General features: G+C 63.3%; 15 protein-coding genes. 3 read left to right on the top strand and 12 right to left on the bottom strand.

The window, feature by feature from the left end; genetic code table 11:
• Nucleotides 1-14: 14 nt before the first annotated feature.
• From miaB to G4G27_RS11400, 9 genes are all read right to left on the bottom strand, one after another.
• Nucleotides 15-1,346, bottom strand: coding sequence for a tRNA (N6-isopentenyl adenosine(37)-C2)-methylthiotransferase MiaB (miaB, locus tag G4G27_RS11440; protein WP_183113433.1), 1,332 nt, complete (start codon nucleotides 1,344-1,346; stop codon nucleotides 15-17).
• Nucleotides 1,347-1,508: 162 nt separating this feature from the next.
• The gene (locus tag G4G27_RS11435) at nucleotides 1,509-2,321 is read right to left on the bottom strand and encodes a lysophospholipid acyltransferase family protein (RefSeq protein ID WP_244624706.1); all 813 of its coding nucleotides are present in this window, start codon (nucleotides 2,319-2,321) and stop codon (nucleotides 1,509-1,511) included.
• Between the two features lie 60 nt (nucleotides 2,322-2,381).
• Nucleotides 2,382-2,804 carry a Fur family transcriptional regulator gene (locus G4G27_RS11430; RefSeq protein ID WP_183113432.1) on the bottom strand — a complete coding sequence of 141 codons (423 nt, stop codon included), beginning with the start codon at nucleotides 2,802-2,804 and terminating at the stop codon, nucleotides 2,382-2,384.
• A 159-nt stretch (nucleotides 2,805-2,963) separates the two neighbouring features.
• Nucleotides 2,964-3,380: a MucR family transcriptional regulator gene (locus G4G27_RS11425; protein ID WP_183113431.1), complete on the bottom strand. Its 417-nt coding sequence runs from the start codon at nucleotides 3,378-3,380 to the stop codon at nucleotides 2,964-2,966.
• A 109-nt stretch (nucleotides 3,381-3,489) separates the two neighbouring features.
• Nucleotides 3,490-3,948: a GNAT family N-acetyltransferase gene (locus G4G27_RS11420; RefSeq protein ID WP_244624657.1), complete on the bottom strand. Its 459-nt coding sequence runs from the start codon at nucleotides 3,946-3,948 to the stop codon at nucleotides 3,490-3,492.
• Between the two features lie 14 nt (nucleotides 3,949-3,962).
• Nucleotides 3,963-4,580 carry a tRNA (adenosine(37)-N6)-threonylcarbamoyltransferase complex dimerization subunit type 1 TsaB gene (gene tsaB / locus G4G27_RS11415; RefSeq protein WP_244624656.1) on the bottom strand — a complete coding sequence of 206 codons (618 nt, stop codon included), beginning with the start codon at nucleotides 4,578-4,580 and terminating at the stop codon, nucleotides 3,963-3,965.
• A gap of 31 nt (nucleotides 4,581-4,611) precedes the next feature.
• Complete coding sequence (locus tag G4G27_RS11410) at nucleotides 4,612-5,202, bottom strand: malonic semialdehyde reductase (RefSeq protein ID WP_183113428.1); 591 nt, start codon at nucleotides 5,200-5,202, stop codon at nucleotides 4,612-4,614.
• Nucleotides 5,203-5,233: 31 nt separating this feature from the next.
• Nucleotides 5,234-5,806 (bottom strand): NifU family protein, encoded by a 573-nt coding sequence (locus G4G27_RS11405; protein ID WP_183113427.1) that lies wholly within the window; start codon nucleotides 5,804-5,806, stop codon nucleotides 5,234-5,236.
• A gap of 90 nt (nucleotides 5,807-5,896) precedes the next feature.
• On the bottom strand, nucleotides 5,897-6,760 hold the full coding sequence (locus G4G27_RS11400) for an aspartyl/asparaginyl beta-hydroxylase domain-containing protein (protein WP_244624655.1): 864 nt from the start codon (nucleotides 6,758-6,760) through the stop codon (nucleotides 5,897-5,899).
• 210 nt (nucleotides 6,761-6,970) lie between these two features.
• Between G4G27_RS11400 and G4G27_RS11395 the strand changes: the two genes are divergently transcribed.
• On the top strand, nucleotides 6,971-9,964 hold the full coding sequence (locus G4G27_RS11395) for an insulinase family protein (RefSeq protein WP_202049684.1): 2,994 nt from the start codon (nucleotides 6,971-6,973) through the stop codon (nucleotides 9,962-9,964).
• 149 nt (nucleotides 9,965-10,113) lie between these two features.
• Here G4G27_RS11395 and G4G27_RS11390 read toward each other — a convergent pair whose 3' ends face one another.
• From G4G27_RS11390 to G4G27_RS11380, 3 genes are all read right to left on the bottom strand, one after another.
• Nucleotides 10,114-11,904 carry a long-chain fatty acid--CoA ligase gene (locus G4G27_RS11390; protein ID WP_183113425.1) on the bottom strand — a complete coding sequence of 597 codons (1,791 nt, stop codon included), beginning with the start codon at nucleotides 11,902-11,904 and terminating at the stop codon, nucleotides 10,114-10,116.
• A gap of 45 nt (nucleotides 11,905-11,949) precedes the next feature.
• Nucleotides 11,950-13,617 (bottom strand): gamma-glutamyltransferase, encoded by a 1,668-nt coding sequence (ggt, locus tag G4G27_RS11385; protein ID WP_183113424.1) that lies wholly within the window; start codon nucleotides 13,615-13,617, stop codon nucleotides 11,950-11,952.
• A gap of 73 nt (nucleotides 13,618-13,690) precedes the next feature.
• On the bottom strand, nucleotides 13,691-14,722 hold the full coding sequence (locus G4G27_RS11380; protein ID WP_183113750.1) for a quinone-dependent dihydroorotate dehydrogenase: 1,032 nt from the start codon (nucleotides 14,720-14,722) through the stop codon (nucleotides 13,691-13,693).
• 242 nt (nucleotides 14,723-14,964) lie between these two features.
• Here G4G27_RS11380 and G4G27_RS11375 point away from each other — a divergent pair, with 242 nt between their 5' ends.
• On the top strand, nucleotides 14,965-15,822 hold the full coding sequence (locus tag G4G27_RS11375; RefSeq protein WP_183113423.1) for an AraC family transcriptional regulator: 858 nt from the start codon (nucleotides 14,965-14,967) through the stop codon (nucleotides 15,820-15,822).
• A 90-nt stretch (nucleotides 15,823-15,912) separates the two neighbouring features.
• The gene (locus tag G4G27_RS11370) at nucleotides 15,913-16,383 is read left to right on the top strand and encodes an SUF system Fe-S cluster assembly regulator (protein ID WP_183113422.1); all 471 of its coding nucleotides are present in this window, start codon (nucleotides 15,913-15,915) and stop codon (nucleotides 16,381-16,383) included.

Raw genomic sequence — 16,383 nt, 5'->3', positions numbered from 1 at the left:
TCGACCAAGAGAGCTTAGGCAGCGATCGATACGCGCTCGACCCCTGCGACCGAATTCGCGCCGGCCGACACGATCTCCACTTCGACCAGATCGCCAATCACCGCGTCGGTGACGAGGTGCACCGATTGCAGCCACGGGCTCTTGCCGATCAACTGGCCGGGCAGTTTGCCCTTGCGTTCCAGCAGCAAGTCGCAGGTCCGCCCGACGGTCGCCTGGTTGAAAGCCTCCTGGTCGCGGTTGATCGCCGCCTGTAGGCGTTGCAACCGCTCGTCCATCACCTCGGCCGGGATTTGGTCGGCCATGTCCGCCGCCGGGGTGCCGGGGCGCGGGCTGTATTTGAAACTGAACGCCTGGGCGTAAGCGACCGAATCGACAAGGCTCAGCGTCTCGGCGAAGTCGGCATCGGTTTCGCCGGGAAAGCCGACGATGAAGTCGCCCGACAATGCGATGTCGGGGCGTACCGCGCGGACCCCGTCGAGCAGACGCAGATAGGAATCACGCGTGTGGCTGCGGTTCATCGCCTTCAGGATGCGGTCGCTGCCGGCCTGCACCGGCAGATGCAGGAAGGGCATCAGCTTTTCCACCTCGGCATGCGCGCGGATCAGGCCTTCGCGCATGTCGTTGGGGTGGCTGGTGGTATAACGGATGCGGGCCAGTCCTTCGATCCGGTCGAGCGCGACGATCAGGTCGTGCAAACCGCGGCCATCGTCTTCCCAGGCATTGACGTTCTGGCCGAGCAAGGTGATTTCGCGCGCGCCGGCACCGACCAGGGCTTTCGCCTCATCGATGATATGCGCCCAGGGGCGGCTGACCTCGGCGCCACGCGTATAGGGGACGACGCAATAGGTGCAGAATTTGTCGCAACCCTCCTGCACGGTCAGGAACGCCGATGGCGGCACGCGCCTGCGCGCGGGGAGGTGGCCGAATTTCATTTCGACCGGCATGCCGGTGTCGAGCGCGCTTTCGCCGCGCGCGGCCTTCGCGACCAGTTCGGGGAGGTTGTGATAGGCTTGGGGCCCGACCACGACATCGACCTTGGCGCGGCGGACAATCTCTTCGCCCTCTGCCTGCGCGACACAGCCGGCAATGGCGATCATCGGGGTCTTGCCGTGTTTAGCCATGGCGTGCTTGCGAATCCGGCCGATGTCCGAATAGACCTTCTCGGTCGCGCGCTCGCGGATGTGACAGGTGTTGAGCACGACCAGATCGGCAGTGTCAGCGTCAGTCGCGGTCAGACCTTGCGCCGCCATGAGTTCGCTCATGCGGTCGCCGTCATAGACGTTCATCTGGCAGCCGAAGGACTTGACGGCGAAGGTTTTCGGGGCGGAATTGGCAGCGGGTTTCATGGTGGCGGGCCTATAGACTGCATTTTGCTTTCGCAGAACCCTTTGTCCCAATTGCGGTTCTGACCTTCCGCGTTCGTTTCGAGCAAAGGCGAAAAACCTTGTGCAGCGCTTGACGCCTGTTTCTCGACTTCGCTGGAAACGAGCGGAGGCGGGATGATCGGTTTATGGACTGGGCGAAGTATCCGGTGGCACGAACTTCACCGCCTCGACCGCGTAGGCGAACGGCCGGAGTGGTTTGCCGAGCGTCTCGACCAGCGCCGCCTCGATCCGGAGACGGCTCTCCGCCGCGATCGCCTTGCGACCGGGATAGTCGCGTGGATGGAACGGCTCGAGGAAATGCACCTTCATGCGGAAATTGCCGGGGCGCGACAGGATTCGCCTGGCGTTGTCGATGCCGCTTTCCTCGCCGATCCAGCCGATCTCTTCGGCAAAGGCGCCGTAGTCGAGCAGCACCGGCTGGACGAGTACGCCGGGTGGGGGCGGTTCCAGAACGCGCAGCATCGGTGTCTTGAACGGGAGAAGCGACTGGCCGTCGGTCGTCGTTCCTTCGGGGAAGACGGTGACAGACCAATTGTCGGTCAAGGCGTCGCGTAGCTGGTTGATCTGTTCGGCAACGCCGAGCCGGTTCTCACGCTTGACGAACACGGTGCGGTTGAGGGTCGATAGCCAACCGACCACCGGTGCGGCGCGGATCTCGTCCTTGGCGACAAAAGCGGTGCCGCTCTGGCCGGCAATGGCGAGGATGTCGATCCAGCTGAGATGGTTCGAAACGTAGAAGACGTCACGCTTCAGTGGTACGCCGACGCGTTCGACCCGCGCACCGGCAAGGCGCGCGGCCCAGCCGAGGAAAATCTTCGGCCAGGGTGAGCCGATGCGCAGCAAGCGCCAGAGATAATGCAGCGGAACGGTGAGCAACAGCGCCAGCACCAGCCCGGTCGCGCGCAACGTGATGCGGGTATAACCCAGCGCGTCGATCGGCGGCGGCTTGCCCGCCGCCGCATCGGCCCGTGCTGCGGCTGTTATGCCCGGCAAAGCCTATACCTTGCGGTCGAGCGAGACGCCGTAGAGTTCCATGCGGTGATCGACCAGGCGGAAGCCGAGCCGTTCGGCGATCGCCTTTTGCAATTGCTCCAGCTCGGGATCGACGAATTCGGTGACCTTGCCGGTCTCGACATCGATCAGGTGATCATGATGCGCCTCGGGGGCGGGCTCGTATCGCGCGCGGCCGTCGCCGAAATCATGACGGTCGAGGATGCCCGCTTCTTCGAACAGGCGTACCGTACGATAGACCGTGGCGATCGAGATGCCCGGGTCGATCTGCGATGCGCGTTCATAGACCTTCTCCACATCGGGATGGTCCTCGGCCTCCGACAGGACGCGCGCGATGACGCGGCGTTGTTCGGTAATGCGCAGGCCTTTTTCATTGCACAGCGCTTCGAGATCGATCTTTCGAGCCATGCAGCCAATGTAGGCGCTTCGGGCTTATTGATAAAGGGCGATCGACTCGCAACAAGCCGGCGATATCTCGACGCTCGCCCAAACCAAAACGGCGACGAAGGCTGAAGCCTCCGTCGCCGCGATTGGCAAGGTCTGGGCGCGAGCGCCCGACCGATACGATTACCTGGGCTTGCGGCGCTTGGTGCCGAGGCCAATCTTCTTGGCGAGCGTGCGGCGCTGCTCGGCATAGCTTGGTGCAACCATCGGATAGTCGGCGGGAAGATTCCACTTCGCGCGATACTGTTCCGGCGTCATCTGATAGTGCGTCATCAGGTGGCGCTTGAGCATTTTCAACTTCTTACCGTCTTCGAGGCAGACGATATAGTCTGGCTTAATCGACGAACGGATCGAAACGGCCGGCTCCTGCTTCACTTCGGGTACCGCGACCGGGGTGCCAAGGCCGGCGAGCGCGCCATGCACATTGGCAATGAGGACCGGCAGGTCCGAAACCGCAACGCTGTTGTTGCTCACATGCGCCGCGACAATATCAGCCGTCAGCGTGATCAGGGTTTCCTGCAGATCGTTGTTGATGTCCATTGTAGTCCTTCCGACCCATATTATGGCTGCATTACGACGCAACCAAATTGGGCCTATCGTCTTTTGCTTGCTTGGGCGCAAGCAGTAATCGCGACGAAATCAAGTAAAATCAGGTCAATTCGCGACGAAATGTGAAAGCATCGAAGGTCTGGCCGGCATTACCGCGATAGTAAGCACGACGTTCGCCGACCTTGGTAAAGCCGGCAGTGCGGTAAAGTTTGATCGCCTCATTACCCTCGCGCACCTCAAGGTGCAGTTTCAAGGCGTTTTTTTCGCGCGCTTCTGTAACCACCGAGCGAAGCAGCGCCGCCGCGACACCTTTGCGGCGACTGGCTGGCGCGGTCGCCAGCAATAACAGTTCCGCTTCGTCGACAATTTGCCGCGATAGCGCAAAACCCACTGGCTTGCCGTCGACCGATGCGATGGTCAGCCAGACGCCGGGCAACGCCATGATGCCGAGGCACTGGCCGTGCGTCCATGCTTCGCCGAATCTTGGGTCGAACGCTTCGGCCATCAGCGACTCGACGGTGGCAAGGTCGGCGGTACCGCCGCTGCGCAGATCGATCATGGTCAGCACGCTGCTCATGCTGCCTGCGGTTTCGCATCTGGGGCGCGGCCATATATCGGGCGCGCCGGAAGGTTCGTGAATTCCGCAGGCAACAGGGTTGCGTCGGCCGCATCGGGAAGGCGTTCCGTCACGTCGAGCGCGGGGTCAAGCGCGCTTAGCCAGTGCACGCCGTTACCGATTGCGAGATGATCGCCGAGTGCGGCAAGCGCCGCTTCGGGCTGGAGCGAGCCGAAAGGACCGGCGGCCGCGAGCGGAGCGTGGAAAAGCTGCATGAAGACCTCGCCATGCCCGCCTTCGAGGACGACCGCAAGCGTGTCGCGTTCTGGCCTTGCGGCGAATCCGGCAGCGGCGATCAGGGGGAGCGAAGAGAAGCCATGGACCCCGGCCTGCCAGCCAAATGCGAGAGCGCGCGCGGCGGCAATGCCGACGCGGACGCCAGTGAAGCTGCCTGGCCCGCAATCGACCAGAATGCGATCGGCGCGGCCGCCATCGGGAAGTTCGGCGATCATCGGAATCAGCCGCTCGGCATGGCCGCGTCCGACCACTTCATGGCATGACGCGATCACGGCACCGCTTTCGATCAGCGCGACCGAGCAGGCCGCGGTCGCGGTTTCGATAACTAACGTGCGCAAATGCCACCTTTTGTGAAAGTCACCGAACGGCTCACGCGATCGTGTTGAATTTCTCGAACGCGGGACGCGGCAGCCGGTCGAAGATCGTCGCCGGGTCGCCATGGCCGAGGGTCGAAATGAAGTTCGACTTCACATCGGGCGTATCCGCGAAAAAGGCGGCATCGACCTTGGCATTGTCGAAGCCCGACATCGGCCCGGTATCCAGGCCCAGAGCACGGGCGGCGATGATGAAATAGGCACCCTGCAAGCTCGAATTGCGCATGGCCGAAACGGCCCGTCCCTGGGGATCGGCGAACCAGGGCCGGGCATCGACGTGCGGGAAGAGTTCGGGTAAATGATCGTGGAAATTCTGATCCATGCCGATCACTACGCTGACTGGCGCCTTGAGGATCTTGGGCGCATTCTGCGCCGAGCTGCATGCGGCAAGCTTCGCCTTGGCTTCGTCGCTGACGCACCAGACCATGCGCGCGGGAAGCTGATTGGCTGAGGTCGGACCCCATTTCATCAAGTCCCAGATGGCGTGGAGTTCCGCTTCGGCGACGGGCTGATCGGTATAGCCATTATAGGTGCGCGCGGTACGGAAGATCGTATCGAGCGCCGCGTCGGACAGCTTCTCGGTCATGGAGGGACCTCTTTTCAGACGGAAGGCGGTGTCAGACCGCGCGGACTTCGGTAACCTCGGGAACATAATATTTGAGCAATTGCTCGATCCCGTTCTTCAGCGTGGCGGTCGAGGACGGGCAACCGGCACAAGCGCCCTGCATCTTCAGGAAGACCTTACCCTGGTCGAAGCCGCGATAGATGATGTCGCCGCCGTCATTGGCCACCGCCGGACGGACGCGAGTATCGATCAATTCCTTGATCTGCGCGACGATATCGGCGTCTTCGGGGTTCTCCGCGAAACTCTCCTCGGACGGAACACTGATCCCGCCGGCGCTGCCGGGGCGGAACAGCGGCATGGCGGCGGAGAAATGATCGAGCAGCAGGCCAAGCACGTCGGGCTTGAGATAGGACCAGTCGACACCCGGCGCTGCGGTGACCGAAATGAAGTCGCTGCCGAAGAACACACCGGTCACGTCGCCGAGACCGAACAGCGCCTCGGCGAGTGGCGACGCCTCCGCCTCTTCGGGCGTGGCGAAGTCGCGCGTACCGGCTTCCATCACGGTCTGACCGGGAAGGAATTTGAGCGTCGCGGGGTTGGGCGTCGTTTCGGTTTCGATCAGCATCCCCTGCATGTGGCGTGCGCGAGGGGCTGGATCAAGGCAGGAGTTGGAAACGGATCAATTCCCCTCCCTTGCGGGAGGGGTGGCGGAGCATCAAACGTCCATCTTCTTCATTGCGTCGTTCCAGGTCGCGATATTGTCGCGGGCTTCCTGGACAAAGGCGGACTTGCGTACGACCTTGAGGAAGGTGTCGGCGATCCAGCGGCCCGGCTGGCGCAACGGGCGCTCGAACTGGATGAGCAGGACGACGCGCGTGCCGATCGTATCGTTCCAGACCTCGTGCTGATAGGTGTCGTCGAACACCAATGTCTCGCCCTCCGCCCAGCGTACGATGCGATCGTCGACGCGCATCCGGACATCGCCATCCTGCGGCACGATCAGCCCGAGATGGCAGGTGATCAGACCCTTGGTGACGCCGCGATGGTCGGGGATGTGCGTGCCCGGCGCGAGGATCGAGAAGAACGCGCTGTTCAGGCCCGGAATCTGCTCGACGATCGCTTGAGTCTTCGGGCAGCGCGCGAGATTGTCCTCGATCGGAAAGCCATAGCCCCACAGGAAGAAGGAGCGCCACATATCGATCTGCGCGATCGATCGATGGTCCGGCGAGATGGTGGCGAGGCTCGGTGACGCCTGGCCCCGCAGCGCGACCTCGATCGCCTCGTCGCGGATCGTTTCCCAATTGTCGCGCAGGATCGCCGTCCAGGCGAAATCGCGCACGTCGAGAACCGGATCGTTGGAGACGAGCGAGGACGAGGCGATCAGCCGGTCAAAGATGCCGCGCAGATGCTTGCCGAAACGGATGATCAATGGCCGATTGGGATCCGCCTCGAGCTTGGCGCCCTGCGCCGGTGCCCCGGAAATCACGTTGAGATCGGGAACGCGGATGGTGCGCTGCTCGTCGGAGTTGCCCGATTTAGGCCATAATCCGGCTGCGGCCGAAGTCGTTTTTACGGTCACTGACATACTCGCCTTTGTTCGGACGGCTGCTCAACCGGCCCGGATTTCCTCATGTTGCACCGCAGCGGCGTATGCCCCCAACGCTTTGGTGAGGCGGACAGTTAGCGCGGCTCTTGGTCGAAAAAATGGCGCTTTGTGACGCTTTGTGTCCTTGGCAATGCACGGTGCGGCATCTGGCGGTTGCTCGGGAAGACCGCTAGAGTCGCCCGCATGGTTGTTTCTATGCGCGTTATGCGTCTTCCGTTGATCTCTGCTCTTCTGCTTGGATTGACCCTTCCCGCCAGCGGTCAGAACACCGCTCAACCGGCGGTTGTTCCGTCACCGACACAAAGTGTCGATCGGTCGGCCTGGCTCTACAAGGGCAGTGATATCCCGCCCGATCCGGAATGGCGATTCGGTACGCTGCCCAATGGCGTGCGTTACGCCGTGCGCCGCAATGGCGTGCCGCCGGGCCAGGTCGCAATCCGGGTGCGGATCGATGCCGGCTCGTTGATGGAAACCGAAAGCGAGCGCGGCTATGCGCATCTGATCGAGCATCTCTCGTTTCGCGGCTCGGAATATGTGCCCGATGGTGAGGCGAAACGAATCTGGCAGCGCTTCGGCGCGACCTTTGGTTCTGACACCAACGCTCAGACAACCCCGACCCAGACGGTGTTCAAGCTCGATCTGCCCAGCGCGACCGAAGCGGGCCTCGACGAGAGCCTGAAGGTGCTGGCCGGCATGGTCGACAAACCCAACATCACCACCGCCGCGCTCAACGCCGAACGGCCCGCGGTGCTTGCGGAACAGCGCGAAGCCCCGGGTCCGCAGGTGCGCTTCGGCGACGCCCGGCTAGCGGCCTTCTTTGCCGGGCAGCCGCTCGCCAATCGCTCGCCGATCGGTACGATCAAGACGCTGGAAGCGGCGACCGCCGAGGGCGTCAAGACTTTCCACGATCGCTGGTATCGTCCCGAACGCGCGGTCGTCGTGATCTCCGGCGATCTCGATCCCGCACTATTCGAACGATTGGTCGCGAAGAATTTCTCCGGCTGGCAAGGGACCGGCCCGAAGCCGGCCGAGCCCGATTTCGGCAAGCCTGATGGCGCCCGGCCGTCGACTGCGGTCGTGGTCGAACCGAGCCTGCCGCCGATCGTCGGCCTGGCAGTGCTGCGTCCATGGAAATATCAGGACGACACGATCATCATGAACCAGAATCGGCTGGTCGATTCGGTCGCCGCACGCGTTATCAGCCGCCGTCTCGAGACGCGCGCACGTGCCGGGGGCAGTTTCATCCAGGCCGAAGTCAGCACGGACGACGTCTCCCGCTCGGCGAGCGGAACCTTCGTCAATATCCTGCCGATCGGCGACGATTGGGAGGCGGCACTGAAGGACGTGCGCGCGGTGATCGCGGATGCCCAGGCGGCGCCGCCAAGCGCGGAAGAGGTATCGCGCGAGCTGGCCGATTTCGACACCGTGCTGCGTACACGCGTCGAGACTCAGGCGGCGGAAGCGGGCGCGTCGCAAGCCGACGACATGGTCGAGGCGGTCGATATCCGTGAAACGGTGACTGCGCCCAAGACGATCTATGCCGTGCTCAAGGCCGCCGAGAAGAAGAAGATGTTCACGCCGGCAACGGTGCTTGCGTCGACCAAGCGCATCTTCACCGGCGATGCGACGCGCGCGTTGATCAATATCCGCACTCCCGATGAGAATGCGGCGACCAAATTGGCGGCCGCGCTCAAGGCGGACGTCGGCGGCCTAGCCGGCAAGCGCAACGCACAGGCCAGAGTCGATTTCTCCAAGCTGCCCAGACTCGGCAAGCCCGGGACCGTGGTCAGCCGCAACAAGATCGCCGACCTCGATATCGAAAAGGTCGTTTTTTCGAACGGCGTTCGGCTGATGTTGCGGACCAGTCCGGCGGAGGCGACCCGGGTCTATGTTCGGGTGCTTTTCGGTGGCGGTTACAATGCCTTGCCGGCGGATCGCGAAACCCCGGCCTGGGCCGGTGAATTGTCGCTCGTTGCGGGCGGTGTCGGTACGCTCAAACAGGGCGATGTCGATCAGCTCACTGCGGGGCGCCGGATCGGACTCGATTTCGATATCGGCGAAGACACGTTCAGCTATGGCGCAATGACCTCACCGACCGATCTTGCCGACCAATTGCGTTTGATGGCGGCACGAATGGCCGCGCCGGGCTGGGATCCCAACCCCGTCGCACGCGCCAAGTCGCTGGTTGTTGCGGGTTATGACGGGTTCGATGCGTCACCCGATGGCGTGCTGTCGCGCGATCTCGAAGGGTTGCTCCATGACGGCGATCCGCGCTGGGGCACGCCGAGCCGCGCTCAGGTGGTCGGGACGACCGCTGCCGATGTGCGCAAATTATGGGAGCCATTGCTCGCCACCGGCCCGATCGAGGTACAGGTGTTCGGCGACATCAATGCCGACGCGGCAATCAAGGCGGTCGCGCAGACCATCGGCGCGCTGCCGCCGCGTGCCGCATCGACTCAGGCTGCGCCGCCCGTGCGCTTCCCCGCGCACAATGTAACGCCATTGATCCGCACCCATGGCGGCCCCGAAAACCAGGCGGCGGCGGTGATCGTCTGGCCGACCGGCGGCGGGATCGAGGCGGTGACCGAAAGTCGTTATCTCGACGTGCTTGCCGCGATCATGAGCGACCGGCTGTTCGACCGGCTTCGTTCCGAAGCGGGCGCGAGCTATTCGCCCTCGGTGCAGAGCCAATGGCCGGTCGGCATGGCCAGCGGTGGGCGGTTGTTCGCAATCGGTCAGGTTGCGCCAGACAATGTCGCCTTATTCTTCAAGATGTCGCGGGAGATCGCTGCAGACCTGGTCGCCAACCCGGTCAGCGACGATGAGCTGCAACGCATCCTGACGCCGATGAAACAGTCGATCCTGCGCTCGTCGACGGGCAATCAGTTCTGGCTCAACTATCTGGCTGGCGCATCTTATGACGAGCGGCGGATCACCGCGCTGCGCTCCTTGTTCGTCGATCTGGCGCGAGTCACCTCGGCGGACATCCAAGCGACAGCGCGGAAATATCTGCGGCCCGACAAGGACTGGACGATGGCGGTGGTGCCCAAGGCGCTTGGCAACAAGCCGCTGACGATGCCGGTCGCGGCGACCGCCCCTGCGACGCCAGCGGCGAAGGCGCCGCCAGTGGCGAAGGCGCCGCCAGTGGCGAAGAAACCGGTGACGATAGGGCGGTGATTCTTCAACCCCTCCCCTTCAGGGGAGGGACAGGGGGTGGGGCAGCGTTGAATGGGGCTCGATGCCCCAATCGACGCTGGGACCTAGCGAAACGATTCTTCGGGCGCGCAGACGCGTCTTCGGGCGCGCAGACGCGCGCGCGTCCCAAGCTACCCCTTGTACAGCGCGTCGAGCCTCGGCCCGTAGACTTCCTTCAGCACATGCCGCCGGATCTTGAGCGACGGCGTGAGCTGTTCATTCTCTATCGTGAAAGCACCGTCCGCAATCACATAGCGCCGCACCCGCTCGATCACCGACAAATCCTTGTTCACGCGCTCGACCGCCGCGCTGAGCGCGGTGCGATAGCTGCTATTCTCGATCAGCTTGGCGAAATTGCAGCTATCGCCATTCCTCGCGCACCATTCCTGGGTCCATTCGGGGTCGGGCACCAGCACCGCAACCATATAGGGCTTGCGGTCGCCGAAGATCATCGCCTGGACGATCTCGGGCTGCAGCGTGAGCATGCCTTCGACCTTTTGAGGCGCGACATTGTCGCCCTTGTCGTTGACGATGATATCCTTCTTGCGATCGGTGATCTTGATCCGGCCCTTCTCGTCGATCAGGCCGATATCGCCGGTATGCAGCCAGCCATCCTGGAGCACGCGCGCTGTCTCGGCCTCGTTGCGCCAGTAACCGTGCATGACCAGCTCGCCGCGCACGAGGATTTCGCCATCCTCGGCGATGCGTACTTCGGTATTGGGCAGCGGCGGACCGACCGTGTCCATCTTCAATCCGGCACTGGGACGATTGCATGAGATGACCGGTGCGGCCTCGGTCTGGCCATAACCCTGCAGGAAGGTCAGCCCCAATGACTGGAAGAAGATGCCGACCTCCGGCGTCAGCGGTGCGCCGCCCGACACCATCGCCTTCATCCGCCCGCCAAAGCGTTTGCTGATCTTGGGTTTGATCGTCGCCTTGACGACGAGATCCATCGCTCGGTCCTTCAGGCTCATCCGTCCTTCGTAGGACTTGGTCCCGACATCGAGCGCACGGTCCAGCAGATAATTGGAGAATTTCCCCTGCTTCTCGATCGCCTTGGAGATGCGCGTGCGCAGCACTTCGAACAGGCGCGGCACGACGACCATGATCGTCGGGCGCGTCTCCTCGATATTGGAAGCGAGCTTGTCCAGCCCTTCGGAATAATAGATCTGCGCGCCGAGCCCGATCGGGAAATGCTGGCCGCCGGTATGCTCATAGGCGTGACTCAGTGGCAGGAAGGACAGGAATACCTCGTCCTCCCAGCCGAAATCCTCGGAAATCACGGTGCAGCAGCCATTGACGTTGTGCAGGATGGCGCCGTGGTGCTGCATCACGCCGCGCGGCGCACCGCCGGTGCCACTGGTGTAGATGATGCAGGCAAGGTCCTCGCGCGTGAAATCCGCTTCCGCCGCCACATCCTTCGGATCGGCGGCGTGATCCTGGATCAGCTTCGACCAATTGTGGAATTCGAGCGCACCCGACTGGGCGACACGAATGTCCTCGATGCCGATGACGATCTTTGCCGCGGAGGCACGGACAGCCGCCGGGAGCAGGACCTTGGCGAGCTTGGCGGTCGACACGATCACCGCCTTGGCTTCGCTATTTTCGATGATATGGGTGTGGTCGCGTTCGGTATTGGTGACATAGGTCGGCACGGTGACGCAGCCCGCCGCCATGATCGCCAGGTCGCTCAGGCACCATTCGGGACGGTTCTCCGACACCAGCATCACGCGGTCGCCGCGCTCCAGCCCGATCGCTTTCAACGCGCGGGCGAGGCTCGCGATCTTTGTCGCGGAATCGCGCCAGCTGAGTGATACCCAGCCGCCTTCTTCCTTGTGCCACAGAAATGGCTTGTCGCCCTGTTCCGCCGCACGCGTGAAGAACATCGTCACGAGGTTGGGGAAATGTTCGAGCGTCCGCATCTGTCTCTCCCTATACGCGCGCCGTGTTCGGCTGCGCGGATTAGCTTATTCGGCCAGCGCCACGCCCACGCTACGCGGGTCGGCGGCGCCAACCCAGCCCGACGAGGTCAACTCTGCAGCATTGGCCTTCAGCCCAAGCTTTGCGATATCGACCTTGTGGCCGAGTTTCTCCAGCGCGGGTTTCAAGGCTTCACGCCCGGTACCCCGTTCGAGGACGATCGTGTCGCCGTTGAAGTAGATCAATCCCTCACCGATCGCATCGCGCGCGGATTCGTTCCAGTCGAGATGCGCGATCAGCGCCTTCGCGACCTGCATGATGATCGTCTTGCCGCCGGCCGCGCCAACCGTGAAGACGGGCTTGCCGCTCGCATCATAGACGATCGTCGGTGCCATCGATGACAAGGGGCGCTTACCCGGCTCGACCCGGTTGGCGACGGGCATGCCATCCTTTTCCGGCGCCATGGTGAAATCGGTCAGCTCATTGTTGAGCACATAGCCATTGGCGAGCAACTGGCTGCCGAACGATCCTTCGACGGTCGAAGTCATGGTGACGATGTCGCCGTTCCGGTCGATCGCGACGAAGTGGGTGGTGCTCGGCACTTCGTTTTGAACCGCCGCGGTGCGTGGCCTGGCGCCGGGCGGCATGCCCGCCTCATATTTGCCAAGCGACTTGTTCGCCGAGATCAGGCGCGAGCGCGACCGTATATAGGCCGGGTCGATCAACCCGGCGACCGGCACATCGACGAAATCGCGATCACCGAGATATTTCTCGCGATCGGCATAAGCGAGCAGCATCGCCTCGCCGATCACATGCCAGGCGACCGGCGAATCCTTGCCCAGTTTCTTCAGGTCGAAACGTTCGACCATGCCGAGAATCTGCAACACCGTGGTCGCGCCGGAAGAAGGCGGGCCCATGCCGCAAATCCGGTACGTGCGATATGTACCGCACACTGCCGGGCGCTCCTTCGCCTGATAGGCGGTGAGGTCGGCAAGCGTCATGTCACCGGCATTCTGCGCGGCGCCAGTCGTGACCCTGACGATCTCCCTGGCATTGTCGCCAGTGTAAAAGGCGTCGGGGCCTTCCGCGGCAAGCTTGCGCAGGACTTTGGCGAGGCGCGGGTTCTTGACCGTCGCGCCGACCGCCAGCGGTTTGCCGTCGGCATCGAGATATTGTTTCGCGGTATCCGGAAACTTGCCCCAGAACTGGCTGACGAAGCCGATGCCATTGGCCATCGGCTGGGTCACCTGATAGCCGTCCTCGGCCAGCTTGATCGCAGGCGCGAACAGCGCCTTCCATGGCAGTTTGCCCCATTTCGCATGAGTCATCGCCATCAGCCGGATATTGCCAGGCACGCCGACCGAAAGGCCGCCTGGAACCGCCTGGAAGAACGGCACCGGCTTGCCGTCGGGGCCGAGGAAACGCTGCGGCGTCGCGGCCATCGGCGCTTTTTCACGCCCATCGATCGTGTCGAGCAGTCCGGTCTTGCCGTCATGATGGATCAGGAAACCGCCGCCGCCGATGCCGCTCGATTGCGGCTCGACCACGGTCAGCGCGAGCATCATCGCCATCGCCGCATCGGCGGCGCTACCGCCGTCGCGGAGGACCTGTTGGCCCGCGGCAGATGCGCGCGGATCGGCGGAGGAAACGACTCCCTGGGCATTGGCGGCGGTTGGACCGAGGAGCAGTGCGAGCGCGAGGATCAGGTTTTTCATTGCCGAAAAGCGTAGCGGGGTTTTCGGGGCGAACAAGACGCTACGTCGCCCTCGATGGCGATGTGATACCCAATCAGGGGCCGACCGCCTCGGCAACACTCGCGAAACCGTCACGCTCCAACAGCTTGGCGAGCCCGTCCGTGATACGGCGCGCGAGCCCCGGGCCCTCATAGACCAGGGCGGTATAGAGTTGCACCAGGCTCGCCCCGGCGCGGATTCGCGCGTAGCTTTCTTCCGCGCTGCCGATTCCGCCGACCGATATCAGTGGCAGCGCGCCATCGGTTGCCCTGCGAAAATCAGCGAGCCGCTGTCGCGCAAGTCGTGCCAGCGGAGCACCGGACAAGCCCCCGGTCTCGACCGCCCGCGCGGATTGCAACGCCGGACGCGACAGGGTCGTGTTGCTGACGATCAGCGCATCGATGCGGTTTTCGATCGCCGCACGTGCGATTCCGTCGATCTCGCGCGCGTTGAGATCTGGCGCGACCTTCAGGAACAGGGGCGGACGCTGGATCGGAATGCGCCGCGCCTCATCGGCGGCGGCGAGCAGTTCGGCCAGCGCCGACCCATGTTGCAGATCGCGCAGTCCCGGCGTGTTGGGCGAACTGATATTGATCGTGACATAATCCGCGACCTGCGCGGCTTTTTCCACGCCGATGCGGTAGTCGGCGATCCGGTCGGTCGCGTCCTTGTTCGCGCCAACATTGATGCCGAGCTTGCCCTGGCGCCGCGCTGCGGCGGCATGCGGCAAAGCGGCATCGATGCCACCATTATTGAACCCCATGCGATTGATCACCGCGCGGTCCTCACGCAGCCGGAACACGCGCGGGCGTGGATTGCCGGGCTGGGGCAGGGGGGTCAGCGTGCCGATCTCGACGCTGCCGAAGCCAAGGGAGAAGAAACCGTCGATCGCGCGGCCGTCCTTGTCGACGCCTGCGGCGAGACCCAGCGGGTTGGCGAAATCGAGCCCTGCGACCGTCGTGCGGAGGACTGGATTGGACTGGAGCAACGGGCGTCCCGGCCATCGCGACAGCATAGCAAGGGTCAGGCCATGCGCGCGCTCGGCATCGATGGCGAAAAGGGCGGGGCGGATCAACGGGTAGAGCATCGGCGCGACATGGCATCGGCAAGCCGCATGGTCAAAAATTTCGTTACGGAATCTCACCAAAATGGCGCTTTCGTCCAATACAGGCGGGTTGGAATTTGCTCAAAGAGCAGTGCGACCCAAGGAGCCCTTTCGCAACAGGGGGTTCTTTCACTTACGGCCCGGGCGGTTCTCCGTCCGGGCCGCTTTTCTTTTCGGTGACAAAGCGTTACCTTGCCCCTCATAAGATAATGGGGGCGCAAACATTGTCGGATATTCAGCTGGACTATGCGGTCCCGGCAGCGGACCTGACCGACTACATCACGCTTTTCTACCATTTTCGGGCGGATGTTCCCGTTTTCGAAGACAGCGAACGCGCCGATCATGCGCAGTTCCGTATCCGATTGTCGCCTGGCGACGCGGAATACCGATTCCCCGACGGATCGATCCAGTCGGTCCCCGATTTCCATGTTATTGGCCCGACCAGCGGTGCGATGCAGGTGCGCGCCAAAGGGCCCTTGCTGGTGTTCGGCATGGGCGTGACCGCCGCTGGATGGGCCGCGATGATCGGCAGCGAGGCATCGTCGGTGCTTAACCGGGCGATCGACGCCAATGGCCTGTTCGGCGCCGCCCGGCTGCGCACGGCGGCGGATGCGATGCGCGCGGCGTCCGATGTTCCGGCCCGCGTCGCGATCGGCGAGGCGCTGGTGCGCGAACTCGTGTGTGGCGGGCATGAACAGGCGTGCCAGTTCGTGCGCCAGGTCGATGGCTGGCTGGCGGCAAGCCCTTCCCCCGAGATGGACGATCTGGTTGCGACCACTGGCCTGTCGCGACGCCAGGTCGAGCGCAAATGCAACGCGATGTACGGTGCGCCGCCAAAACTCCTTGCGCGCAAATATCGTGCGCTGCGCGCAGCGGTCGCTCTGGCTTCGGACAATGAGGACGTCGATGATGTCATCGCGCGCGGTTTCTACGACCAGTCTCACCTGATCCGCGAAGTGAAGCAATTCACCGGCCTGACCCCGCGCCAGATCAAGGCTGAACCCGGCATATTGCAGCGACTGACGATGCGTCAGCGCACCGCGCTGGACGGGCAGGTGAGTCCGCTGATCAGCGGGACGTAAATCCTCTCCGCGCCGGGAGGATTAGTGGTTGACCCAGACCTCTCGCGCCCCCACATGCCAATCGGAACGAATCAATCCGATTAGGAATTCATGCGCCTTTCCAGCCTCGCCGATTATGCTGTCGTGATGATGAGCGCGACCGCGCGTCATTGTGGTGGCGCGGCGCGGCTCAACGCGACTTTGCTCGCCGAGGAAACCGGTGTGCCGCTGCCAACCGTGCAGAAGCTGGTCAGCCGTCTGTCGTCGGCGGGCTTGATCGAAAGCACGCGCGGCACCGGCGGCGGTTTCCGCCTTGCACGGCCGGCGGCGGCGATCAGTCTCGCCGATATCATTGAGGCGGTCGAGGGGCCAATCGCGATGACTGCCTGTGTCGAGGCCGGACGGCACGACTGCGGACATGAAGATAATTGCCGGGTGAAGCCGCACTGGAACACCGTCAACGGCGCGGTGCGCGGGGCGTTGGCGGGCGTCAGCCTGGCCACCTTGTCCAGCACGCCACTCCGAACCAATCCGACCGAAACCAGGGTCGATATGGCGCTCGGCGCCGAGGTGATGAATTAA

The organism is Sphingomonas sp. So64.6b, from assembly GCF_014171475.1.
Lineage (GTDB): Bacteria > Pseudomonadota > Alphaproteobacteria > Sphingomonadales > Sphingomonadaceae > Sphingomonas > Sphingomonas alpina_A.
Note: the sequence above shows the minus strand (reverse complement) of the source record. Positions and strands in the feature narration are given on the sequence as shown.